The organism is Sphingomonas sanxanigenens DSM 19645 = NX02 (assembly GCF_000512205.2).
Classification (GTDB): Bacteria; Pseudomonadota; Alphaproteobacteria; order Sphingomonadales; family Sphingomonadaceae; genus Sphingomonas_D; species Sphingomonas_D sanxanigenens.
The window spans coordinates 4955726-4980227 of sequence record NZ_CP006644.1; the positions used below are offsets into that span (position 1 = coordinate 4955726).

The 24502-nt window shown below is 68.8% G+C and carries 21 protein-coding genes and 1 tRNA gene; 6 read left to right on the plus strand and 16 right to left on the minus strand.

Annotated features, from left to right (window positions below):
* Positions 1-2: 2 nt before the first annotated feature.
* The 6 genes from NX02_RS22700 to NX02_RS22725 form a co-directional block, all read right to left on the minus strand.
* Complete coding sequence (locus NX02_RS22700; RefSeq protein ID WP_039996794.1) at positions 3-1406, minus strand: ATP-binding protein; 1404 nt, start codon at positions 1404-1406, stop codon at positions 3-5.
* Positions 1403-2122 (minus strand): response regulator, encoded by a 720-nt coding sequence (locus NX02_RS22705; RefSeq protein WP_025294458.1) that lies wholly within the window; start codon positions 2120-2122, stop codon positions 1403-1405. The genes NX02_RS22700 and NX02_RS22705 overlap by 4 nt, the downstream gene beginning before the upstream one ends.
* A 203-nt stretch (positions 2123-2325) precedes the next feature.
* Entirely contained in the window at positions 2326-2892 is a 567-nt protein-coding gene (locus NX02_RS22710) for an EF-hand domain-containing protein (protein WP_025294459.1), read from the minus strand.
* Positions 2893-3035: 143 nt separating this feature from the next.
* A tRNA-Gly gene (locus NX02_RS22715) sits at positions 3036-3109 on the minus strand.
* A gap of 56 nt (positions 3110-3165) precedes the next feature.
* Positions 3166-3555, minus strand: coding sequence for a type II toxin-antitoxin system HicB family antitoxin (locus tag NX02_RS22720; RefSeq protein ID WP_025294460.1), 390 nt, complete (start codon positions 3553-3555; stop codon positions 3166-3168).
* 32 nt (positions 3556-3587) lie between these two features.
* Positions 3588-3761, minus strand: coding sequence for a type II toxin-antitoxin system HicA family toxin (locus NX02_RS22725; protein WP_245648676.1), 174 nt, complete (start codon positions 3759-3761; stop codon positions 3588-3590).
* Between the two features lie 111 nt (positions 3762-3872).
* Between NX02_RS22725 and NX02_RS22730 the strand changes: the two genes are divergently transcribed.
* Complete coding sequence (locus NX02_RS22730) at positions 3873-5051, plus strand: serine hydrolase domain-containing protein (protein WP_025294462.1); 1179 nt, start codon at positions 3873-3875, stop codon at positions 5049-5051.
* 94 nt (positions 5052-5145) lie between these two features.
* Positions 5146-5931 (plus strand): GNAT family N-acetyltransferase, encoded by a 786-nt coding sequence (locus NX02_RS22735; RefSeq protein WP_025294463.1) that lies wholly within the window; start codon positions 5146-5148, stop codon positions 5929-5931.
* Here the strand turns inward: NX02_RS22735 and NX02_RS22740 are convergent.
* Both NX02_RS22740 and NX02_RS22745 read right to left on the minus strand, forming a co-directional pair.
* Positions 5895-6620 carry a lysophospholipid acyltransferase family protein gene (locus NX02_RS22740; protein WP_025294464.1) on the minus strand — a complete coding sequence of 242 codons (726 nt, stop codon included), beginning with the start codon at positions 6618-6620 and terminating at the stop codon, positions 5895-5897. The two genes, NX02_RS22735 and NX02_RS22740, sit on opposite strands and share 37 nt — an antisense overlap.
* 35 nt (positions 6621-6655) lie before the next feature.
* On the minus strand, positions 6656-7312 hold the full coding sequence (locus NX02_RS22745) for a glutathione S-transferase (RefSeq protein WP_025294465.1): 657 nt from the start codon (positions 7310-7312) through the stop codon (positions 6656-6658).
* Positions 7313-7435: 123 nt separating this feature from the next.
* Between NX02_RS22745 and NX02_RS22750 the strand changes: the two genes are divergently transcribed.
* The 3 genes from NX02_RS22750 (at position 7436) to NX02_RS22760 (ending at position 10360) form a co-directional block, all read left to right on the plus strand.
* Positions 7436-8650: a polyhydroxyalkanoate depolymerase gene (locus NX02_RS22750; RefSeq protein WP_025294466.1), complete on the plus strand. Its 1215-nt coding sequence runs from the start codon at positions 7436-7438 to the stop codon at positions 8648-8650.
* 160 nt (positions 8651-8810) lie between these two features.
* Positions 8811-9296 (plus strand): 5-(carboxyamino)imidazole ribonucleotide mutase, encoded by a 486-nt coding sequence (gene purE / locus NX02_RS22755; protein ID WP_025294467.1) that lies wholly within the window; start codon positions 8811-8813, stop codon positions 9294-9296.
* Positions 9293-10360, plus strand: coding sequence for a 5-(carboxyamino)imidazole ribonucleotide synthase (locus NX02_RS22760; RefSeq protein WP_025294468.1), 1068 nt, complete (start codon positions 9293-9295; stop codon positions 10358-10360). The genes purE and NX02_RS22760 overlap by 4 nt, the downstream gene beginning before the upstream one ends.
* 34 nt (positions 10361-10394) lie before the next feature.
* Here NX02_RS22760 and NX02_RS22765 read toward each other — a convergent pair whose 3' ends face one another.
* Entirely contained in the window at positions 10395-15056 is a 4662-nt protein-coding gene (locus NX02_RS22765; protein ID WP_025294469.1) for an NAD-glutamate dehydrogenase, read from the minus strand.
* 315 nt (positions 15057-15371) lie between these two features.
* Between NX02_RS22765 and NX02_RS22770 the strand changes: the two genes are divergently transcribed.
* Positions 15372-16361 carry an MlaA family lipoprotein gene (locus NX02_RS22770; protein ID WP_053000698.1) on the plus strand — a complete coding sequence of 330 codons (990 nt, stop codon included), beginning with the start codon at positions 15372-15374 and terminating at the stop codon, positions 16359-16361.
* Positions 16362-16376: 15 nt separating this feature from the next.
* On the opposite strand, the gene NX02_RS22775 is transcribed toward NX02_RS22770, so the two are convergent.
* The 7 genes from NX02_RS22775 to nuoN all read right to left on the minus strand — a co-directional run bounded on the left by NX02_RS22775 (position 16377) and on the right by nuoN (position 24476).
* Entirely contained in the window at positions 16377-17771 is a 1395-nt protein-coding gene (locus NX02_RS22775; protein ID WP_025294470.1) for a helix-turn-helix domain-containing protein, read from the minus strand.
* Positions 17772-18023: 252 nt separating this feature from the next.
* A complete protein-coding gene (locus tag NX02_RS22780; protein ID WP_025294471.1) occupies positions 18024-19061 on the minus strand; it encodes an endonuclease/exonuclease/phosphatase family protein in 1038 nt (345 codons plus the stop codon).
* Between the two features lie 245 nt (positions 19062-19306).
* Positions 19307-19567: a DUF1467 family protein gene (locus tag NX02_RS22785; protein WP_025294472.1), complete on the minus strand. Its 261-nt coding sequence runs from the start codon at positions 19565-19567 to the stop codon at positions 19307-19309.
* A gap of 4 nt (positions 19568-19571) precedes the next feature.
* A complete protein-coding gene (locus tag NX02_RS22790) occupies positions 19572-21152 on the minus strand; it encodes a ribonuclease J (RefSeq protein WP_047100171.1) in 1581 nt (526 codons plus the stop codon).
* Between the two features lie 114 nt (positions 21153-21266).
* Positions 21267-22043, minus strand: coding sequence for a type III pantothenate kinase (locus NX02_RS22795; protein WP_025294474.1), 777 nt, complete (start codon positions 22041-22043; stop codon positions 21267-21269).
* A 28-nt stretch (positions 22044-22071) separates the two neighbouring features.
* The gene (locus tag NX02_RS22800; protein WP_211258246.1) at positions 22072-22782 is read right to left on the minus strand and encodes a biotin--[acetyl-CoA-carboxylase] ligase; all 711 of its coding nucleotides are present in this window, start codon (positions 22780-22782) and stop codon (positions 22072-22074) included.
* A 254-nt stretch (positions 22783-23036) separates the two neighbouring features.
* A complete protein-coding gene (gene nuoN / locus NX02_RS22805) occupies positions 23037-24476 on the minus strand; it encodes an NADH-quinone oxidoreductase subunit NuoN (protein WP_025294476.1) in 1440 nt (479 codons plus the stop codon).
* Positions 24477-24502: the final 26 nt, after the last annotated feature.

Below are 24502 nucleotides of genomic sequence, written 5' to 3' on the forward strand. Positions count from 1 at the left end.
GACTAGGCCGGCACCCACAGCCGCGCGACGAGCCCGCCATCGGTCCGGTTGGCAAGCGTCAGGCTGCCGCCATGTCCCGTCGCGATGGCGCGGGCGAGCGTCAGGCCAAGCCCCGCACCGCCGGTTTCGCGGCTGCGCGATCCTTCGAGGCGGGTGAAGGGCTCGAACATCCGCTCGATCGCGCCTTCGGGGATGCCCGGCCCGCGATCGGCGATTTCGATCGCGACGCCATCGCCCGCGCGATCGAGCGTCACTTCGACCTGCTCGCCATATTTCAGCGCATTCTCGATGAGGTTGCGCACCGCGCGCTTGATCAGGTTGGTCCGCACCGCCGCGGTCACCCGCGCGCCCGGTTCGAACGCGACATCATGGCCAAGATCGCGGAAATCCTCGACAGCGGCATCGACCAGCGCGGAGAGATCCACCTTGGTCGGCGGTTCGCTGGGCCGCCCGAGCCGCGCCAGCGACAGGATGTCATCGAGCGTGCGGTTCATCTCGTCGATGGTCTGCGCCATCCGGTTGCGCTCATCCTCGTCCTCGACGCTTTCGGCGCGGACGCGCAGCGAGGCGAGCGGGGTACGCAGATCATGGCCGATCGCGCCCAGCATATGATCCTTCTCGGCGAGCATCGCGCGGATGCGCACCTGCATCCCCTCGAATGCCTCGATCAGATGGCGGATGTCGGCCGACCCGCGCGGATCGAGCGCGGTTGCCGCACCCGCCGGATCGAAGCTCTCGGCGGCCACCGTAAGATCCCTGAGCGGTCGGGCGATACGCCGCACCACGAGCCAAACCGCCGCCATCACGACGGCATAGAGGATCAGCGTCTGGAACAGCAGTTCGATGATCAGGCGCGTCTGGCGATCGGGGATCAGGCCATAGCTGGTCACCCAGCGGCCGGGTGCGACCTCCGCCGAGATCACGAGCGCGCGCGGATCGCCATCGCGGTCGCCGCGGGTCACCGGGCGCCGGTCGCCCCGTTCCGCGCGCTCGCGGCGCTCATTCTCCCGGCGCTCGTTCATGCGCCGCGCGATGAAGCTGCCGGGCTCTACCGCGCCGATCGCCGCCTCGACCCGAAGCACGGTGACGCCGCGGTCGGCGAAAGCATCCCGCGCGCGCTCGGCGATGTCGGGGCGCAGCCGCATCGTGCGGGAGACCTGGCTGGCCGTGTCGATCGAACTCCAGCGCCGGATGCGTGCCGAGCGGCGTTCGCTCGGGCCCTGAACGGCGCCGATCAGCCGTTCGATTGCCGGCTCGCTCGCCTGCTGGAAGATCTGGCGGTCGCGCTCGCGCAGCAGCAGCGCGAAATTCACCGCCTGCGCGAGCAGCAGCGCCATCGCCACCGTCAGCAGGATCTGGCCGACAAGGCTCGACGGCCCCAACCGCGCCAGGCGGCGCGCACTCACAGCCGCGTCACCTCGGCGGAGAGGGTGTAGCCACCACCCCACACCGTCTTGATGAAGGTGGGGTTCTTGGCATCCGGTTCGATCTTGCGGCGCAGCCGGCTGATATGATTGTCGATCGCACGATCGAACGCCTGCGCCTCGCGGCCCTGCGTCAGATCGAGCAACTGATCTCGGCTCAGTACCTGGCGCGGGCGGGTAACCAGCGCCAGCAGCAGGTTGAACTCGCCGGTGGACAGCGGCACCGACACTCCGTCGCGATCGACCAACGCGCGCTCGCCTGCCTTCAGCACCCAGTCGCCGAAGGCATAGGCATCCGCATCGGGGGCATGCTGGCGGCTGCCGCCCGCGGCGGCGCGGCGCAGGATCACCTTGATCCGCGCGACCAGTTCGCGGGGACTGAACGGCTTCAGCACATAATCGTCAGCGCCCATTTCGAGCCCGACGATGCGATCGGTTTCCTCGGTTTTCGCGGTCAGCAGGATCACAGGCGTCTCGCCGGTCTCGCGGATGTGCCGGCACAGGCTGAGCCCGTCCTCACCCGGCATCATGATGTCGAGGATGACGAGGTCGATCGCATAGCCCGCCAGCCGCTGGCGCGCCTGCGCCGCGTCTCCGACGTGCGTCACGCGAAAGCCCTGCTTGGTGAGATAGTTCGCCAGCGGCTCGCGGATCGAACGCTCGTCGTCGACGAGCAGCAGATGGGGCGTCTGTTCCATGCGTCACCGGTGATCGGAAAGGGGAGGCGAGGCAAGCCCCGCATATGCGCCGCGACGCAGAGGTCGCGCGCGAACGCGGCCGGGAAAAGCGGGGATCGGGGCAGAGAGCGTGGTGCCGGTAAAACGGACGGGGCTGATACGCACCCCGTCCGTCACGGCACCGGTCGAGCGTACTTGCCCGACGCCTGAGCCACCCCAACGCATCAGCTGCGCTTGGGTTCCCGCGCTTTCCACGTTGCCCGGGCAGCGTCCCGCTCGGCCTTGGTAACGACGCCGTTCCTGTCGGTGTCGAGCTTGTCGAACATCGCGGTCATCGGCGCCTGGAACTCGGCCTTGGTGATCACGCCATCCTTGTCTGCATCGGCGCGCATCATCATGCCGCCCGGGCCGCCGCGGCCATGATGCCCGCGACGCATGCCGTGCCGGCCACCACGCTCCTGGCCATCGCGTTCGCCACGCCCGGCGCGCTTTTCACCGCGCTGCGCGTCCGCCGCCTTCATCTCGGCGAGCGTCACCGAACCGTTCCTGTCGGCATCGAGCCGCTGGAAACGCGCCTCGAGCCGCGCATCCTTCCGCGCCGCACGCTCGTCTGCGGTGATCTTGCCGTCACCATTGGTGTCGAGCTTCGCGAACTGCTTGTCCGCACGCGCGATCATCTCCGTGCGGGTCCAGTCCGCATCGCGGCCCGGCCGCTCAGCAGGCTGCGCGACCGCGAGGCCGCTGCCAAGCAAGGTGGCGCCCAGAGCGCCGAACAGGATCATCTTCTTCATGGGAACTCGTCTCCGTAACAGGGAGCGGCCTCTACGCGCCGCCACGACCTTGCTTATGGAGGCGTGCTGTCTCGCGAATTTGTCGCGCACCCATGAGAATTGTCGCGATTTGTCGCGGCATGGGCGGTGAAGATAGGGACAAATGGAGCGGGTAGCGGGGATCGAACCCGCATCACAAGCTTGGAAGGCTAGTGCTCTACCATTGAGCTATACCCGCGCGCCTCAGCCGCCAATGCCATCGGCCGGGCACGATCGTCAACTGTCGCGATCGGATCAGGCTCCGGCCGACTGCAGCGCGCGCCGAGCCGCTTCGGCGAGGAAGCCCGAACGATTCTTGGCGACACGATCGATCCGCGCGAGCAACCCTTCATCAAGCGTGATGTTGAGCCGTACCGCCCGCCCCGGCCGCTCGACCCGCACCAGCAGCCTGGCGACCTCATCCACATCCGGATGATGCCCGATCTCGTCGAGGTTGGACGGCTCGGGGATCGAATCGCCATATTCGGCCGCGACGTTCAGATGTCCGTCGAGCGCCTCCTCGGCGTTGCGCGCCGCGTCCTGCAGGCTGGTGCCGAACGATGTGCAACCCGGCAGATCGGGGAAGGTAACGCCAAACCCGTCATTGCCGCGCTCGATGATGGCAGGATAATATGCGGTTGCCATGCTGGTCTCCATGATAGGCCCGGATGCAGCGATCAGGGCAGCGGCACGCCGGTTTGTTTCGCTATGCTCTTGAGCGTGCCCAACGGCAGATCCTTCACCGGATGCGGCACGGTGGCCGTACCGGGCTTGGACGGATGACGGAAATGAATGTGGCTGCCGCTTTGCCTCACCTCGTACCAACCATCTGCCTCGATCTTGCGGATCACAATTCGGCTACTGATCATTCACCCCGCCCCTCCATGTGTATTTAATACACATTCCGTTCCCTTCAAACGAAAATAGAGACGCGCGCCGCCGCGCCGCGCTATCGCGTTTCGATGACCCTCCCCCCGCCCTTCGACTGGCGCGCCGCCGGGATCGGCCCCGGGCCTGACGTGCCGGCCGACCGCCGCGTGACCCGCGACAATTGGCGCACCTGGCCCTTCACGCGCTGGGCGTTCCAGCATGCCCGCGAACTGGTGCCGTCGCGGGCGCTGCCGCGGGCCGAGCGGCCGGTGCCGCTGATCGCGCGGCCGATCGATACCGCGGCGCTGGCGATCGACGATGGCGAAGGCCGGCAACTCGATTTCGACGGCTTTCTCGCCCGCAGCTATGCCGATGCGCTGATCATCCTCCATCGCGGCGAAATGCTGGTGGAGCACTATGCCAACGGCATGACGCCGGCGACGCCCCATATGGCGTTTTCGATCACCAAGTCGCTGGTCGGCCTCGTCGCCGAGCGGCTGATAGCGGCGGGCACGCTCGATCCCGATCTCCGCGCCGGCGATGTCGTGCCCGAATTGCGGCCGAGCGGATTTGCCGGCGCGACGTTGCGGCAGTTGCTCGACATGACCGACGGCACCGCGTTCGACGAGGATTATGCCAATCCCGATGCCGACGTGCACCGCTATTCGGCCGCCTATTGGACGCCGGCGGCGGGCCATGGCGGCGTGCTCGCCGCGCTGCCGGCCTTGGTCGGCACCGATGCGCTACCGGGGCAGGCGTTCCGTTATCGCACGCCGGTGGGCGACGTCGTCGGCTGGATGCTGCGCCGCGCGACGGGCAAGGCGCTGGCCACGCTGGTCGCCGAACAGGTGTGGCTGCCCGCCGGCTGCGGGGACGAGGCCTATATGCTGGTCGATACCGCCGGCATGGAGATCGCCGGCACGGGCTTCAACGCCACCGCGCGCGACCTCGCCCGCCTGGCGCTCTGGCTGATGGCGCCCGACCAACGCGCGCTCGTCGAACGGCTGCTCGCCGGCGGCGACCGGGCGCTGTGGTCAGCGGCGATGCCGCCGCGGCCGGCGACCGGATCCTATCGCGGCTTCTGGTGGATCGATCATGGCGCCGTGCCGGCGCTCGTCGCCAACGGCGTCTATGGCCAGCGGCTGTGGATCGTGCCGAACGAAGCGCTGGCGGTGATCGCGTTCGGATCGCACCCGATCGTCAGCAATCGTTTCACCGAGCCGCTCTATGACGGGCTGTTCGCGTCACTGCGGGCGATCCTGCCCGGATAGACCCCAGCGTCCCTGTCTTTTTCCTGCAACGCGGCCGTCATTGGGCTTTCGCCGAACCGGCACATGACGCGTCTCCACTTGCGGGGGATTGACGATGAACGACGCGCCGGCCCGTCAGCTCGATATCCGGCTGGCCGATTGCGCCGCAGACGTCGTGGCTGCCCAGCGGCTGCGTTGGGATATCTTCTACGACGATATGGGCGCCACCCCGCCGCCGGGCCTGCCGCACGGGCTGGACGTCGATCCCTATGATGCGATCTGCGACCATCTGCTGGTCGAAGATCATGGCGCGGGCGATCGGCCGATCGTGGTCGGCACCTATCGCCTGCTGCGCCAATCGGTGGCGGAGCGCCACGGCGGCTTCTACGGCGCCGGCGAATATGCGCTGGAGGCGATCCGCCGCGACGCGGAACGCGACGGCCGCGAGTTGCTCGAGCTCGGCCGCTCCTGCGTGGCGCCCGCCTATCGCGACGCCGGCACCATCCAGCTGCTCTGGCGCGGCATCGCCCGCTATCTGGCCGAGCATGGCATCGGCCGCATGTTCGGCTGCGCGAGCTTTCCCGGCACCGACCCGCAGGCGCATGCCGCGCCGCTTTCCTACCTGTTCCACAACCACCTCTCACCCGCGCAGATCCGGGTGACGGCGCTGCCCGCGCTTCATGCCGAAATGGGGCTGCTGCCGGTGGGCGGCTATGACCAGCGGCAGGCGATGCGGCTGCTGCCGCCGCTGATCAAGGGCTATCTGCGCGTCGGCGCGACGGTGGGTGACGGCGCGGTGATCGACCATCGCTTCAACACCGTCGACGTGTTCATGTCGGTGCCGGTGGAGGCGATCGCGGCGCGCTATCTCGACCGGTTCGGCGCGGTCGCGGCGGCATAGGCGGCCGCCACCGCGCCATGCGCGGCCTGCGCCAGCGCCTTGCGATCCGCCGCAGGCGCCAGCGGTTCGAGCAGGGTGAGCAGCGCCCGCGTCCGCTCCCGCGCAACCGCGTTGACGGAGGGCAGCAGCGGATCGTCGCCGATCCACGCCACCTGGCGCAGCCGCTCGGCGGACAGCGGCGCGCCATCCGCGGCCTGCCAGGCGATCGCCACCGGCTGGACGCGCGCGGCGGCGTCCGCCGCGGCGAACAGGCTCGAACGGAAGGGCAGCACGCCCAGCCCATCGGACGTCGTGCCCTCGGCGAACAGCATGACGTCTCCGCCGGCGCGCAGCCGATCGCGGATCGCCTCGGCCTGCGCGCCGGTCTCGCCGCGCCGTTCGCGCGCGACGAAGATCGTGCCGACGCGCGCCGCCATCCGCCCGATCAGCGGCCAGCTGCCGACCTCCGCCTTGGCGACGAAGGCCACGCCCAGCGCGCCGCCATAGACCGGGATGTCGGCCCAGCTGATATGGTTGGACACGAACAACGTTCCGCCGTGCACGGGTTGGCCGGAGACGATGGTGCGGATGCCGCAGCCGCGCGCGAGCGCGCCCAGCGCGGCGCGCTCATGGTGCCGCGCGCGCGGCGATGCCGGCGACGCCGCAAGCCACAGCGGCACGCGCGCCGCGACCGCGGCGACGCCTCCCAACGGTCCCAGCCATCCTCTCATCCCGGCGCCGCGGCTCAGAACTCGATGTCGAGCTCTTCCATTTCCTCGGCTTCGGCGCGTGCCGCATCGACCCATTCGCGCATCGGCGCCCAGTCGTCGATCGTCGCGCAATAGGCCGCGGTCGAGGGTTTCATCTCGACGGCATAGCTGAGGAAACGGCGTGTCACCGGCGCGAACATCGCGTCCGCGACCGTTGGCCTGGCGCCAAACAGATAGGGTCCGCCATAACGTTCGAGGCATTCCGCCCAGATCGTCTCGATCCGCTCGATATCCGGCCTGGCGCCGGTGAAGATGTGAAACCGGTCATGCTGCGCACGCAGGTTCATCGGCAGCGCCGAGCGCAGATGATGGAAGCCCGAATGAATCTCCCCCGAGATCGAGCGGCAATGCGCGCGGGCGATGCGATCCTCGGGGTACATGCCCGCATCGGGATAGCAATCGTTGAGATACTCGGCGATCGCCAGCGTATCCCACACGCTTGCGTCCTCGTGCGTCAGCCGGGGCACGAGCACCGACGGAGAGAGCAGCAGCAGTTCGGCGCGATTCTCGGGATCGTCGAACGACACCACCTGCTCGTCGACCTCGAGCCCGGCGAGCTTGCACAGCAGCCAGCCGCGCAGCGACCAGCTCGAATAATTCTTGCTGGAGATCGTCAGCACCGCGCCGGTCATCGTTCACCCCCGATCGGTTGCACCGCGCAATGAAAATCATGGCGCAGCGCAGCGATACATGCATATTCCCAGCCGTCAAAGACAGTCCGGAGGTGATCTTCTTCGGGTGGGGGCGCTAAGCTGATGATGTACCACGCCTATCAGGCGACCAACGATCTTCTCGAACCTGCTCGAATCGGCGCCCGGGCGATGCTTAAGCTGCGCGACGCGATGGGCGAGGCCGCCGGCGGCGACTGGGGCCGGCGAATCTTCGCGCTGGCGGACCTTACCGCGAACACGCGTGTCTCCCACCATCGCCCCCCCTTCGGGATCGATGCGGTGCTGGTCGGTAACCGGCTGGTCGACGTGCGCGAGGAAGTCGCGCTGTCGCTGCCCTTCGGCACCTTGCTGCACTTCGCCAAGGATGATGCGCCGCCGCAGCCCAAGATGCTGGTGGTCGCGCCGCTTTCGGGCCATTTCGCGACGCTGCTCGCGCAGACCGTCGCGGTGCTCTCGCGCGACCATGACGTCTATGTCACCGATTGGGCAAACGCGCGCGACGTGCCGCTGAGCGCCGGCCCGTTCGGCTTCGACGATTATGTCGCCTATTGCATGCGCTTCATGGAGGAAATCGGCCCGCGCGCGCACATGTTCGCGGTGTGCCAGCCCTGCGTACCGGCGCTGGTGGCAACCGCCTTGCTCGCGCAGGATCGCAGCCCCGCGCAGCCGAAGTCGCTGACATTGATGGGCGGGCCGGTCGATACCCGGATCTCGCCGACGGTGGTCAACGAACTGGCGGTGCAGCATTCGATCGACTGGTTCGAGGCGAACCTGATCTCGCGCGTGCCGTTCGGCCATGCCGGCTGGGGCCGCCGCGTCTATCCCGGCTTCCTCCAGCTCAGCGCCTTCATGTCGATGAACATGGGGCGCCATTTCGGCCAGCATCGCGCCTATTATCAGCTTCTTGCCGATGGGCAGGACGCCGAGGCGAAGAAGATCCGCGAATTCTACGACGAATATTATGCGGTGCTCGATCTGGCCGCCGAATTCTATCTCGAGACGGTGGAGCGCGTGTTCCAGAAAGCGGAACTCGCGGACGGCAAGATGTACTGGCGCGGCCGCAAGGTGGATTGCGGCGCGATCACGCGGACCGCGCTGCTGACCGTCGAAGGCGAGCGCGACGACATCTGCGCGGTGGGGCAGACCGCGGCGGCGCACGACCTGTGCACCTCGCTGCGCCCGCATCTGCGGCGCCACCATCTGCAGCCCGGCGTCGGCCATTACGGCCTGTTCTCCGGCCGCCGATGGGAAAAGGAAGTCTATCCGCAGGTCAAGAATCTGGTGCTGGCGACCGCCTGATACCGAGCCGCGCGGCGCTCGATCGAAACCCTCTGCCCATCGATCGCAGATCGAGCGGGACGGTGTGAGCGCAGCCGGATAAGCCGAAAAAGACGGTTTGCCCGTCCCTGCGCTTCCGCTAGAGGCCTGCCTTTCCCGTTTCCGGGGGGAGGAGACTATCATGACCGCGGCACCGCTGGTCGGCATCATCATGGGCAGTCGCAGCGACTGGGAGACCATGCGCCACGCCGCCGAGACGCTCGAAGCGCTCGGCGTGCCGCACGAATGCCGCGTGGTTTCCGCGCATCGCACCCCCGACCGGCTTTACGACTATGCGCACAATGCCGCGGGCCGTGGCCTCAAGGTGGTGATCGCCGGCGCTGGCGGTGCCGCGCACCTGCCGGGGATGACCGCGGCGATGACGGCGCTGCCGGTGCTCGGCGTGCCGGTCGAATCCAAGGCGCTGAGCGGGATGGACAGCCTGTTGTCGATCGTCCAGATGCCCGCCGGCATTCCGGTCGGCACGCTCGCGATCGGCCGCGCCGGCGCGGTCAATGCCGGGCTGCTCGCCGCGGCGATCCTCGCGACCACCAATGAGGCGCTGGCGGCCCGGCTTGCCGAATGGCGCGCGCGCCAGACTGCCGAGGTGGGCGAAGAGCCGGCATGAAGACGATCCCGCCCGGCTCGACGATCGGCATCCTCGGCGGCGGCCAGCTCGGCCGCATGCTCGCCATCGCCGCCGCGCAGCTCGGCTATCGCTGCCATATCTACGCGCCGGAGGCGAGCGGCCCCGCGGCCGACGTCGCGCCGCTGTGGACGCAGGGCGCCTATGACGATGTCGAGGCGCTGGCGCGCTTCGCCGAGGCGGTCGATGTCGTCACCTATGAATTCGAGAATGTCGACGCCGATCCGCTCGAGACGATCGCCGCGCGCGTGCCGATCGCACCCTCGCTGACCGCGCTCAGCATCGCGCAGGATCGCATCGCGGAAAAGAGCTTCATCGAGGCGTTGGGGGGCCGCCCCGCGCCGTGGCGGCCGGTGCGTTCGGCCAGGGATCTCAAAGGGGCGATCGACGCGCTCGGCGCGCCCGCGATCCTGAAGACCGCGCGCTTCGGCTATGACGGCAAAGGCCAGGCCCGCATCTGGACGATCGACGAGGCCGAGGCCGCCTGGGACGAGATCGGCCGGCAGGACGCGGTGCTGGAAGGCTTCGTCCGTTTCGACCAGGAATTCTCGGTGATCCTCGCGCGCGGCGGCGATGGCGCGGCGGTGGTGTGGGACTGTGCCGACAACCGGCACAAGGACGGCATCCTCGACCGCTCGACCGTGCCCGCCGGCGGCGCGATCGCGGCGCAGCAGGACGAGGCGCGGGTGCTGGCGCTCGCGGTCGCCGAGGCGCTCGAACATGTCGGCGTGCTGACCCTGGAATTCTTCGCCGGCGCCGATGGCCCGGTGTTCAACGAGATGGCGCCGCGTGTGCACAACAGCGGCCACTGGACGATCGAGGGCGCCACCACCTCGCAGTTCGAGAACCATATCCGCGCCGTCTGCGGCCTGCCGCTGGGATCCACCGCGCGCCTCGCCGCGCGGGTGGAGATGGTGAACCTGATCGGCGAGGACGCCGCGGGCTGGCCGGACATCCTGAAAGATCCGGCGGCGCATCTGCACCTGTACGGCAAGCATGAGGCGCGGCCGGGCCGCAAGATGGGGCATGTAACGCGGCTGGGGTAATCACCTCCCGCCAAGCGGGAGGGGAGAAGAAGGTTTACCGCCCCAGCAGCACCCGCGCCTGCCCGGCGATCTGCGCCAGCATCGAGGCGTTGGGCGCTGCCGACTGCCGCGCCCGATCGACCACGCCGCGGAACTGCGCCACGCGCGGGGCCTGGGCCGAAAGCCAGGCCTCGACCTGATCGTGCGGATCGCCCTCGCCGCGGGCGAGGAAGTCCAGCCGCATTTGCTGGAAATCGCGCGCGAGGCTCGATGTCAGCAGGCGTTCCCATGGATCGACCGGAGTCATGCGGATGGCGTTGGCCTGCGCCCAATCCAGCCCCAGCGCCTCGCCGATACGGGTGAAGGCGCCGGTCAGCACATCCTCCTTCACGCCCTTGCGCGCGGCGAGCGCGGCGAGGCCGACCGCACCATCCAGCTCGAACAGCCGGATCACGCGCTCCACAATCCGCTTGGGCGCGCCGGTACGCATCAGCCGCTGGCCGAGCGAGCGCGCCTGCGACTTGCCCTCCGCGAGCAGCAGCTTGTCCACCGCCGCGTCGAGCCGCGATACGCCCGGATCGAGGAGCGCGATCAGTTCGCCCGGCTGCTGCCCCGCCGCGGCGGTGCGCAGCAGATCGGCGATGTGCGAGCGCAGCGCGAGCGAGGAGAAGTCGAACAGGGTCAGTCGCCCCGGTTCGTCGATCTCGGCATCGTCGATCGCCTCCCACAGCCCGCGCATGTCGAACAGCCGCTCAGCCGTGACGAACATCGCCGCGATGTCGCCCAGCGAGGCGCCTTCCTCCTCCGCCAGTTCGAACGGGTGGATCAGCCCCAGCCGGTTGACGATCCGGTTGGCGATCTTGGTCGCGAGGATCTCGCGGCGGAGCTGGTGGCTCTCGATCGCGGCACGCCATTTCTTGCGCATCTCCGGCGGGAAGGCCGCGGCGAGATCGTCGAGCAGCATCGGATCGTCGGGGAGCGTGCTCGCCTCGATCGCATCCTGCAGCGCCAGCTTGGCGGTCGACAGCAGCACCGCCAGTTCGGGCCGCGTGAGCCCGCGCCCGTCCTGCGCGCGGCGCAGCAGCTCGTCATTCGCCGCGAGCCCTTCCACGGCGCGGTCGAGCCGGCCGGTGGTCTCGAAGGTTTCGATCAGCCGCACGTGCGACGGCAGCGCCGCCGCACCCGCCGCCTCGGCGATCGACAGCCCCAGCGTCTGCATGCGGTTGTCCTCGAGCACCAGCTCGGCGACATCGTCGGTCATCCGCACCAGCAGCGCATCGCGCTTGGCCTGGCTCAGCCGGCCCTCGATCATCTCGCGGTTGAGCGCGATCTTGATGTTGACCTCATTGTCCGAGCAATCGACGCCCGCCGAATTGTCGATGAAGTCGGTGTTGATGCGTCCGCCATGCTCGGCAAAGGCGATGCGCCCCGCCTGGGTCACGCCCAGATTGGCGCCCTCACCGATCGCCTTCGCGCGCACCTCCTCGGCATTGACGCGCAGCCGGTCGTTGGCGGGATCGCCGACCTCGGCATTGTTCTGCGAGGCGGCCTTCACATAGGTGCCGATCCCACCGAACCACAGCAGATCGACCTTGGCCTTGAGGATCGCGGTGATCAGCGCGCCCGGATCGATTTCCTTGGCATCGATGCCGAGCAGCGCCTTCGCTTCCTTGCTGAGCTTGATCGTTTTGGCGGTACGCGGGAACACGCCGCCGCCCTTCGAGATCAGCCTGGCATCGTAATCCGCCCAGCTCGATCGCGGCAGCGCGAACATCCGCTCGCGTTCCGCCCAGCTTGCCTCGGCGTCGTTGGGGTTGGGATCGAGGAAGATGTGGCGATGGTCGAACGCGGCCACCAGCCGCAGCGTCTTCGACAGCAGCATGCCATTGCCGAACACGTCGCCGGACATGTCGCCACACCCCACAACCGTGATCGGCTGGGTCTGCACGTCGGTGCCCATCTCGCGGAAATGGCGCTGGACGGAGATCCAGGCGCCGCGCGCGGTGATGCCCATCGCCTTATGGTCATAGCCCTGGCTGCCGCCGCTGGCGAAGGCGTCGCCGAGCCAGAAGCCGCGCTCCAGCGCGATCGCATTGGCGACGTCGGAGAAGCTTGCGGTGCCCTTGTCGGCGGCGACGACGAAATAGGGATCGTCGCCGTCGCGGATCACCACCTTGTCGGGATGCTTGACCGCGCCCTTGACGATGTTGTCGGTCACCGAAAGCAGCGTGCGGATGAAGATGCGGTAGCTCTCGGTCCCCTCCGCCAGCCACGCCTCGCGGTTGGCGGGATCGGGCAGCGCCTTGGGGAAGAAGCCGCCCTTCGCGCCGGTCGGCACGATCACCGCATTCTTTACGCGCTGCGCCTTCATCAGACCGAGGATCTCGGTGCGATAATCGTCGCGCCGGTCGGACCAGCGCAGGCCGCCGCGCGCGACGGGCCCGGCGCGCAGATGGATGCCCTCGACCCGCGCCGAATAGACGAAGATCTCACGCCACGGCAGCGGCGCGGGCAGCCCCGGCACCTTCGCGCTGTCGATCTTGAACGCCAGCGCCTCCCGCGACGCCGGCGAGAAGGCGTTGGTGCGCAAGGTCGCCTCGACCAGGGCGGTCAGCAGGCGGAGGATGCGGTCATCGTCGATCGCCGAGACATCGCCGAGCCCGCGCTCGATCGTCTTGCGCGCGGCATCGGCATCGGCATCCGACTTCGCGGCGCGGGCCGGATCATGCAGCGCATCGAACAGGCCGACGATCGCCGCCGCGATCGCGGGCGCGCGGCGGAGCGCCTCGACGACCGTAACCATGCCGTAGGACTGGCCGGTCTGGCGCAGATAGCGAAACCAGGCGCGCAGCAGGTTGGCGCCGCGCGGATCCAGCCCGGCGGCGGTGACAAGGGCGTTGAACGGATCATTCTCCGTCACCCCGGCGATGACGTTGCCGATCGCCGGTTCGATCACCGCGGCGCGCGCGAGCAGTGCGGCGGCATTGCCGCCCGGCGCTTCGAGCAGGAAATCATGGATATGGCCGAGGGCGCCGCCATCGAGCGGCGTCGCGCGTTCCTCGATCACGCGGAAGGCGAAATTCTCCAGCGCCGGCACCGCATCCGACAACGGGATCGAGCCGCCGGTGCCATAGATCTTCAGCCGCAACCGCGCCGCGCCGTCCTCTGCACGGCGATAGAGACGCGCGCCCCGCGCCTGCTCGTTCTCGAGCGCGTTCAGCCGCAGCGCGTCCAGCGCCGCTTCCTCGGGCCCATAGAACTGGCGATAGGGCACAGGAAATGCCGTGCCGTAGCGCAAGGTGAGGCGCGCAGCGCGCCCGGCCTCGATGCTTTCGCTCAGTGCCGCTTCCAGCGCGGGCCCCCAGCCGCGCACCATGCGTTCCAGCCGCGCGTCGAGCGCCGCCTCGTCGGGCAACGTGCCCTCGCGCAGGTCGATCGTGTAGCGGATCAGGCACATGCCACCTTCTTCGAGCGCCAGCGACCAGTTGAGCACCTCGCCGTTCGCCGCCTCCCGCAGCATCTCGCCGATCGCGACGCGACGCGCGGTGGAGAGTTCGTCACGCGGGAGCCAGGCGAAGACGTAGAGGTGGCGGCCGAGCGGGCTGGGTACCTGCACCAGCTTGGGCCGCGGCCGATCGACCAGCGACATCGCGCTCAGCGCAACATGCTCCAGCGCCGCCGGGGTGAACGCCACCACCAGATCATGCGGCAGCGACGTGAGCGTGTGTTCGAGCGCCTTGGCGTTGTGGCCGCCGGCCTCGAAACCCAGCCGCTGCTGCAGGTCCGCCAGCCGCATGCGCAGCAGCGGGATCGCGCTCGCCCGCGCCGCCAGCGCGGCGCTGGTCCAGAGGCCCGCATGGATCGACAGCGCCACCGTCTTCCCCGCATCGCGCCTGGGGACGATGATGAGGTCGAGCGGGGTACGGCGGTGGACGGTCGCGATCCGGTTGGACTTGAGGATCAGCGGCCCGGCATGACCGGCGTCGAACCAGGCGAAGGCGCTCGCCAGCGACATGTCCGCGAGCATCGGCGGCGTTGCCTTGCGCGACAGGCCGAGCTGGTCGCCGGCCTTGCCGCCGCGCGAGCGGACCTCGTGCCCGAGCAAAGTGAAATGGCGTTCGAGCAGCCAGGTGATGAAGGCGGCGCCCTCGGCATCCTCTTCCTCGAACGCCTCGGCATCGGCGCGCATCGCCGCCTGCATCGTCGGCCAGTCGGTCACCGCGGCGCGGACGTCCGCCAGCACGCTGTCGATCTCGCTGGTCAGCGCGCGGCGAACGCGCGCGTCCGCCCGGGCGATCTCCAGATAGATGATCGATTCGTCGGTGCCGCCGGCGCTCTCGGCCGCGCCGCCGAGCGCCACCAGATGGCCACCGGCGTCGCGCGACACCGCCAGCACCGGGTGGAGAACGCGGTGGATGTCGAGCCCATGCGCGGCGATCGCCCCCGCCACCGAATCGACGAGGAAGGGCTTGTCGCGATTGACGATCGCCATGCGCATCACGCGCTGGCCATCCTCGGTCACCGATTCCAGCTTGATCGCGGGATGATCGGGCGCGCGCTCCAGCAGCAGCGGGGCGACGAAATCGGCAGCGGCGTCGCGGCGGGTGGCGGTGAATCCTTCGAGTTCGCTGGGCAGCGCCGTTGCCGTCAATTCCTTCGCAAGCAGCTTGGCCACCTGCCTTTCACTCAAATGCTGAGGGTCGCGGAGGGTCGCCATCTGTATCTCACCTGCGTCGTGGTCGCGCCGCCCTCTGTGCGGGGTGACGCTTTGTCCGGCCGCGGATATGCGCCTTGGCACGCGGCACCTCAACCCCACCGGGCGACCATCGCACCGCATCCATCCCCTCGCCCCGTCTCGACCAAAGGGTGGTTTCCAGCGGGGCAAGCTGCGGTTATCGGGGGGAGACGACGTCGTGCCAATGCGATGTGCAACGTGTGTGCTTGCTTCGGCGGCGCCCACGACCGAAAGTAGCGTAATTATGAACCGATCAAGCAATACCGCGGCGACGCGACCGGCCGAGCCGACCCGCGGATGACCGTCTCCGCGCTCAGCCTGCTCATCGCCTCGACGGCGATGCCGATGCCGCAGCCCGCGGCGCTTCCCATTCCCGTCATCTACCAGCAGCAGGCGCCGGCACCCACGCCGCCGCCGGGTGCCGGGGTGACGGACCCTGCCCCGCAGACGATCCCCGAAACCCCGCCGCCGCCCCCGGCCGACACCGCGGACGCACCGCCGCCCGCCACGGGCGACGATATCGTCGTCACCGGCGAATCGCGGCCGCCGCCCGGCGATCCGCTGGAGAAGGTCAACGAGAAGTCGTTCGAAGTCGTCCAGGCGGTCGACAAGGCGGTCGTGGGGCCGATGGCCGACACCTACAAGGACGCGGTCCCCGGCCCGGTGCGTAAAGGGCTGCGCAACTTCCTCAGCAATCTCGGCGAGCCGGTCAATGCGCTGAACTTCCTGCTGCAGCTCAAGCCCGGCAAGGCGGCCGAAACGGTCGGCCGCTTCGCGATCAACTCGACGGTGGGCGTGGCCGGAATCGTCGACGTCGCCAAGCGCAAGCCGTTCAACCTGCCGCGGCGGACCAACGGCTTCGCCAACACGATGGGCTATTACGGCGTCGGCTCGGGCCCCTATTTCTATCTGCCGCTGGTGGGCCCCACGACCTTGCGCGATGCGGTGGGCGACGGGCTGGACCGGCTGGTGCTTCCGCTCGCGGTCGGCAGCCCGTTCAACAATCCGGCCTATGTCATCCCGGCCAAGGTGATCGACTCGCTGGACTCGCGCGCCGAATATGAGGCCGAGGTGAAGCAGATCCGTGCGCAGAGCGACCCCTATGGGGCCGTGCGCGACGTCTATCTGTGCCGCCGCCAGGCGGAAATCGACACGCTGCGCGGCCGCGAGACGGCGCCCTGCGTGATCGGCGCGACGAAGCCCGGCGAGGACGCAGACGGGGCAGCGGACGAGGCTCCGGCAGGTGCGGAAGCGCCGCCCGCGGACGCGGAGGCGGACGCCGGCTGATCCCGCGGAAGAGCCTCAATCGCCGGCAAAGGCGAACGGTGTGAGGCCCATCTCGCGATCCGCCATGAGGACCGCGCGGCCCGCCGGCGCCGCCGAGCGCTGTGGGCAATCGGGACGGGTACAGGCGCGGCAGCCGAGGCCGATCGGGGTCGCATCAGGCCCGGCAAGATCGATGCCGCGCGCATAGACGAGCGCGGCGGCATGTTCGGCGGCCACGCCGAGGCCGATCGCGAACTCCGCCCGGATGCCAAGCGGCGACCGCACGGGCGGCTGCACCGTGCGCGCGATCGTCAGCCAGCGGCTGCCATCCTCCAGCGCCACGAGTTGGCGATGGATCGTCCCCGGCCGTTCGAGCGCGCGATGCACGTCCCACAGCGGGCAGCGCCCCGCCGCCTCGACCAGCGCGGCGCTGCTGGCACCCGAATAGCGCTTGGAGACCTGCCCGGCGCGGTCGATCCGGACCATGAAGAAGGGCAGTCCGCGCGCACCGACGCGCTGCAATGTGGCCAGCCGGTGCGCGACCATCTCGAAGCCGGCGCCGAAGCGGCGCTGAAGCAGCTCGACATCATAGCCGCTCGCCTCGCACGCGCGCAGGAAGCGCGCATAGGGCATCATCAGCGCGGCGGCGAAATAGCCGTTGAGGTGGCGGCGGAACAGCCGTTCGGCGAGCGGATCGGCGAAGCCGGCGCCCTTCACCAGCCCGTCAATCTCCGCCTTGGCCTCGAGCTGCGCGAGCTGGAAGCTCGCCTGGAACGTACGCGAGGCCGGATCGAGCATCTCGGAGAGCTGGAGCTGGCGGGCGTGCAGGTCCAGCCGGCGCAGGCGATCGGGCATCACGTCGCTCGGCAGGATGCGGATCGCGATCTGGTGCTTCACGCGCAGCCGCTCGGCGACCGCGTTGTAGAGATCCCCCGTCATGAGCCGCAGTTCGTCGGCCAGCGCCTCGGCGGCGGAATCGAGATCGGCGAAGTGATTGCGCCAGCGCTCGATCTCGCGCCGGGCGAGCGACACCGCCTCGCTCTCGTCATAGCTGCCAACCGATCCGCCGCCGGCCGCCAGCCGATCGAACACACGCGCGAACGCCTCGGCGGCACCGGGCGCCGCGGCCAGCCATTCCTCCAGCTCGGTGCGATCGACGCTGAGGTCGGCGAACAGCGGGTCGGCGAGCCGCTTGCGCAGCGCATCGGCGCCGCCGCCCGGCTCATCCCTGGCGAACGCACGCGGATCGAAATCGAAGCGCGCGGCGAGCCGCAGCAGGATCGCCGCGGTCAATGGCCGCTGGTTGCGCTCGATGAGATTGAGGTAGCTCGGCGAAATCTCCAGCATCTCGGCAAGCTGGGCCTGGGTGAGCCCCGCCCCGCGACGCAGCCGCCGCACCTGATGCCCCGCGAAAATCTTTCTTTCGGCCATCGGCCCTGTGTAAATTCATTTACAACATGACTCAATCCGCAGCGCGCAGCGGGACGCGATGACATCATCGCGACTGGCCGGCCCCTTCGCACCAGCATGACGGCGCTCTAGGGCGATCGACAGAAAGATAGGCACCCGCGGCGCTGTCGCGCAGCGGACAAGAGTCAAAGCCAAAGGCGCGCCACGCGCGCCCTGACGAGTTTCCTGGGGAGGAAAGCGCGCCCGCCGGCGGGCCAGCCGGCGGGCGTCATGCTATTGGAAGCGATAGACGACGCTGAAGCCGATATGATCGGACAGCATCTTGGCGCCCTTGGGATCGCGCGTGAACAGCACTTCGCGCGCCGCCGGTCGCAACCGGGTCTCGTCGCTGGGGTAGAATTGCCAGTCGTTCGAATGGATCAGCGGTACGTTGGAGGCGATGGCGAGATCGCCGCGGCAACTCGCTTCGTCGCTGCGGCACAGCGCGGCATATTTGTCGCGCCCCATCGCCGCGGCGGGCTTCATCTTCCAGTGGCGGATATAGCCGGCGAGCAGCGCCAGCCGGCCGGGCGAATGGCCCATGTTGAAATCGCCCGCGACGATCTGGATCGTCCGCCGGACCCGACCGCGCCCGCCATCGACGAAGCGGCCGAGCGCCGCCATCTGCGCCGAGAAGGCCAGGCGGTTCTCCGCTTCCGGCCGGCCGGAGGGGTTGCCGCTGTTGAGGTGGGTGGTGACGATCTCGACCGGATCGGCGACACCCGGCACCGCCAGGGTCGCGGCGAGCGCGCCCTTGTTGGCGAGACAGTCATAGCCCGCGCAGGCGTCGGCCGGAAAAGCGGTGCTCCTGACCCGGGTGATGCGATAGTCGGACAGGATGACGAGCCCGCTCGACAGCACCGGTCCGATCGTCTCGCCGCGCAGGAACTGGCGCCCGCCCGGCAGCGCGAGGGGTGCCGCGGCCGGACGCTGCGCGCCCACGCCGGGGCCAAGGGCCTCATAGCGATAGCCGGCGCGCGCGCCGATCGCCCGCGCCTCGTCGGTAAACGCCTCCTGCAGCACCACCACGTCGGGCGCGCGGCCCTCGGCGCGCAGCGCGGCGAGGCGATCGGCGATCTTCGCCAGCGCCTCGGGCCGGCCGAAGGCCAGCGGCCATGGCAGCGCGCCGACATTGTAGGTCATGACGTCGATGCGATCGGTCGGTGCGCGGTGGTCGAGCGCCGGCATCGCGACGGTGCCATCCACACCGGCGCGGCCCACGGTGCCAAGCCCAAGCGCGACTGCCGCGAGAAGCCAAAGCTTCGCGTTCATAATCCGCCCTCCTTTTCCGGGGGGCGTGCGTTGAACTCCGGCAGCCCGCCCCTCGGGTCCCCGCGTGCGCCGCTAGCGCATGGGCGCGTCAGCGGCATGACGAACAGGGGACTTGGGGGTGACGCGGCTGTTACGGTTTGAGTTCGGCGCGACCGGGGCGAGCGCGAAGACCTGACCCGCGCTGACCGTCCGGCAGATCGCCGCGGACGCGGTGGTGCGGTGGTGCCAGGCCGAACCCGGCTCGCTCAGCTGAAGAAGTCGAAGTTCGCGGCGCTCACCCAGCCGTTCACATAGTTCGCATAGAACAGCCCGAACGCCACCGCGGACGCGAGGGTGACGATCAGCACCACCCGCCCCGGCCGGAAGTTCGCGGGGGCGCTGTCGGCCTGGCCGGGCACCTTCTCCACGCCCATCTCGTCTGCGGTGCGGACGCCGAAGGGGAGGACGACGAAGCCCGTCATCACCCAGAACAGCAGGTAGATCGCCAGCGCCGACGAAAACGACATCGCCTCACACCCTGATCAGCAGCACGTCGACGATCGGCTTCTTGCCGGTCCACTGCGTCGCGACGCGGCGCACCGCCAGGCGGATGGCCTCGCGCAGCCGATCCTCACTGTTGCCGCCATCGGTCGCCGCCTTGCGCGCGGCATCGGCAGCATCGGCGAGAAAATCCTCGCGATCCTCCTCCACCGGCACGCCCTGCACGCGCACCTGCGGATCGCCGACGACCCGGCCGGCGCGATTGACCGCGACCGCGACCGAGATCTGGCCATTGAGCATCAGCTTGCGGCGCTCGTTCATGGTCGCGCCGCCTGCGGGCAGGATCACGTCGCCATCCAGCACCAGGCGGCCGACCGGCGCGTGGCCGACGATCGCGGGCTCGCCGGGGGCGAGGCGGACGATCTTGCCATTGTCCTGCACCACCGCCTTGGGCACGCCCTGCGACAGCGCGAAGCGCGCCTGCTCGGCCATATGGCGGATCTCGCCATGCACCGGCATCACGATCTCGGGCCGGATCCAGCCATACATCGCCGCCAGCTCGGGGCGACCGGGATGGCCGGAGACATGGACATGCGCCTGCCGGTCGGTGATCATCAGCACGCCCGCCGCCGCCAGCTTGTTCTGGATCAGCCCGATCGCCAGCTCGTTGCCGGGGATCTGCTTGGACGAGAAGACGACGAGATCGCCCGCCTCCAGCTTGATCGGATGGCTGTCGCCGGCGATGCGGCCGAGCGCCGCGCGCGGCTCTCCCTGCCCACCGGTGGCGACGATCATCACCTCGTAGCGCGGCAGCCGCATCGCCTCGTCGAAATCGACGACCCGCGGGAAATCGGCGAGATAGCCGACCGACTTGGCGACCTTGAGGATGCGATCGAGCGAACGGCCGGCGACACACAATGTGCGCCCGGTGTCGCGCGCGACCTGCCCCAATGTCTGCAGCCGCGCCGCATTGGAGGCGAAGGTGGTGACGAGCACCCGGCCCTTCGCCTCGCGGATCACCGCATCCAGCCCTTCGCGCACCGCGCCCTCTGAGCCCGACGCTTCGGGGTTGAACACATTGGTGGAATCGCCGACCAGCGCGAGGATGCCCTTGTCGCCGATCGCGCGCAGTTCCTCGACGGTGGAGGGGGTGCCGAGCTGCGGCGCCTCGTCCAGCTTCCAGTCGCCGGTGTGGAAGATGCGGCCGTACGGGGTTTCGATCAGCAGCGCATTGCCCTCGGGGATCGAATGGGCGAGCGGCACATAGGTGAAGCCGAACGGTCCGAGCTGGAAGCTGCCCTCATTCTCGATGATGTTGAGTTCGATCTTGTCGGCGATCCCCTCTTCCTCGAGCTTGCCCATGATCAGCCCGGCGGTGAAGGGCGTCGCGTAGAGCGGCACGCCGAGATCGAGCGCGAGATAGGGGATGGCGCCGATATGATCCTCATGGCCGTGCGTCAGCACGATGCCGAGCAGATCGTCGGCACGCTCCTCGATGAATTCGAGGTCGGGCAGGACGATCTCGACGCCGGGCAGGCCGGGGTCCGAGAAGGTGAGGCCGAGATCGACCATCACCCACTTGCCCTGCGTGCCATAGAGATTGACGTTCATGCCGATCTCGGCCGAGCCGCCGAGCGCCAGGAAGAGCAGTTCGTCTCCGGGAATTGTCACGTGTGTTTTTGTTCTTTCATTTGTGGGCCGCGCGGCGGCGGCCGGATTCGCAGGTCAGCGAGCCAGCCTCGCATGCATGATGGCGAGCCCCTGGATGGTGAGGTCGGGCTCGATCGCGTCAAACACCGATGTATGCTGATCGAACAGCGACGCAAGCCCGCCGGTCGACACCACCGTTACCGGCCTGCCGATTTCCGCCTTGATCCGCGCCACCAGGCCCTCGATCATCGCGATATAGCCCCAGTAGACGCCGATCAGCATCTGATCCTCGGTCGTGCGGCCGACCACGCTTTCGGTTTCCGGGGCGGCGATGGCGATGCGGGGCAGCTTGGCCGCGGCGGCGACGAGCGCATCGAGCGACAGGTTGATGCCCGGCGCGATGATGCCGCCCTTATAGGCGCCTTCGTAATCGACGACGTCGAAGGTGGTGGCGGTGCCGAAATCGACGACGATCAGGTCGCCGGGATGGCGGGCATGCGCCGCGATGCTGTTCACAACGCGGTCCGCGCCCACCGTCTGCGGCTCCACCACGTCGAGCGCGATGCCCCATTCCACCGGCGCGCGGCCCGCGATCAGCGCCTCGGTGCCGAAATATTTGGAGGCGAGCACCTGCAGGTTGTGCAGCGCCCGCGGTACCACCGTGGCGACGATCACCGCATCGACATCGGCGCGGCGAAAGCCTTCGAGTTCGAGAAGCTGGTGCAACCAGACGGCATATTCGTCGGCGGTGCGGCGCGGATCGGTGGCGATGCGCCAGCGCGCGCGGATGTCGCCGCCATCGACCAGCGCGAAGACGACGTTGGTGTTCCCCGCGTCGATCGCAAGCAGCATGGCGGCCCCCTCTTTCCCTTGCTGCGCCTTACAGCATGAAGATGTCGGCGGCGTGGATCGTCTCCACCCGGCCGTCGCGCAGCCTTAGCCGCAGCGCCCCCTCCGCGTCCAATCCCTCGAACAACCCATCATGGACGATGCTGCCGGGCAGGCGCGCGGAAAGCGCGGTGCCGATGGGATGGGCGCGCTGCAGCCAGCGATCGCGCACCGGCGCGAGCCCCTCGCCGCGCCAGCGGCCGAGCCAGCGCGCGAAGCTTTCGGCGAGGGTTTCGAGAAAGATCGCCGGGTCGGGCGCGACGCCGCCGATCGCGGCGATGCTGGTGACGGCGCGGCCGAGGCCCTCGGGATGATGCGCGAGGTTGACGCCGATGCCGACGATCACGGCATTGCCGCTGCGTTCGAGAAGGATACCAGAAAGCTTGGCGCCATCGATCAGCAGGTCGTTGGGCCATTTGAGCATGACGCGGCCCGGCAGCCAGACGGCGACCGCATCGTCGAGCGCGACCGCGGCGACCATCGCCAGGGTCGCTGCGGTCGGATCGCCGGCGAGCGGGCGAACGACGGTGCTGGCGTAGAGATTGCCCGGCGGGGAGGCCCAGTCGCGCCCCAGCCGGCCACGGCCGGCGGTCTGCGTCACGGCCCGCAGCCAATGGCCTTCCGGCGCGCCGTCGGCGGCGCGGATGACCATGTCGTGGTTGGTCGAGGCGGTGCTCTCGACCGTGTCGATCAGGGTGATCATGGGATGGTGTCAGGCCGTGCGCTCATCGGGAAGCCAATATCCCGTTGCGGACATTACCATCTTCCACTCCCACTCCGTCGTCACCCCGGCTTCACCCCGGGCCCCGCTGCCGCTTGTGGCGCGATTGCCTCGTTCGCTTCCGAGATCATAAGAAGCAGCGTCCCGGGTCAAGCCCGGGACGACAAAAGGTGATGCTTTCCAGTGTGTTCGAGACCGAACGAAAAAAGGGGTCGCGAGCCGCGGCCCCCGAAGCCTCAGAACAAGGCAGCCGCAGCCGCCGCCGATACGGTGCCGAGCACCGGGATCAGCAGATAGCCGAGCGGCGAGACGAACAGCGCCGCGACCGCGATCACGCCGCCCTCGACGACGCTCTCGGTCGGGTGGAAGGCTTCGCCCGGCTCGTCGAAATACATCGTCTTGACGATCTTGAGGTAATAGAAGGCGCCGATCACCGAGGTCGCGATGCCGATCGCGGCCAGCGGCACGAGGCCGGCGGCGACCGCCGCATCGAACACCAGGAACTTGGACCAGAAGCCGAGCAGCGGGGGGATGCCGGCAAGGCTGAACATGAAGATCGCGAACGCCGCAGCGAGCGCCGGCCGCGTACGCGACAGGCCCGAGAGGCTGGCGATCGTCTCGACATTCTGGCCATCCTGGTCGCGCATCTGCAGCACGCACAGGAAGCTGCCGAGCGTCATCGCGACATAGACCGCCATATAGGTCATCACCGCGGCGACGCCCTCGGGCGAACCGGCGGCGAGGCCGATCAGCGCGAAGCCGACATTGTTGATCGACGAGTAGGCGAGCAGGCGCTTGATGTTGGTCTGGCCGATCGCAGCGACACCACCGAGGATGGTCGAGGCGAGCGCCGAGAAGATCACGATCTGGCGCCACTGGTCGACGCCCGGGCCCATCGCCTCGACCGCGACGCGGACGAACAGCGCCATCGCCGCGACCTTGGGCGCGCTGGCGAAGAAGGCGGTGACCGGGGTCGGCGCGCCTTCGTAGACGTCCGGCGTCCACATGTGGAACGGCACGGCGCTGATCTTGAAGGCGATGCCGGCCAGCACGAACACCAGGCCGAACAGCTCGCCCATCGAGATGCCGTCCGCCATCGCGGCGGCGATGCCGTCGAACGCCGTGGTCGAGGTGAAGCCGTAGGTCAGCGAGATGCCGTAGAGCAGGATGCCCGAGGCCAGTGAACCCAGCACGAAATATTTGAGGCCCGCTTCGGCCGAACGCGTGTCGGTGCGCTGGAAGCTCGCCAGCACATAGGCGGCAAGGCTCTGCAGCTCGAGGCCGACATAGAGCGTCAGCAGATCCGACGCGGAGACCATCATCCCCATGCCGACCGCCGAGAAGAGGATCAGCACCGGATATTCGGCGCGGGCGCTGCCGCCCCGCGAGAAATAGGCGGGCGCCACCACCGCGGTCACCGCCGCCGCGATGTAGATCAGCAGCTTGGCATAGGCCGCGAAGGCATCCGCGCGGTAGAGGCCCCCGAACGCCTCGCCGCCATGGCCCGCGGGGCCGAGCAACGCGAGGCCGGCGCCGACGAACAGCAGCACCGCCAGCCAGCTGAGAGCCCGCGTCGACTTGTCACCGGCCCATGCCGCGACCAGCATCAGCACGATCCCGCCGATCGACAGGATCAGCTCGGGCAGCGTCATCATCAGGTTGGTTGCGTAGCTCATCGGGCCAAATCACCAGTCACGTTCGT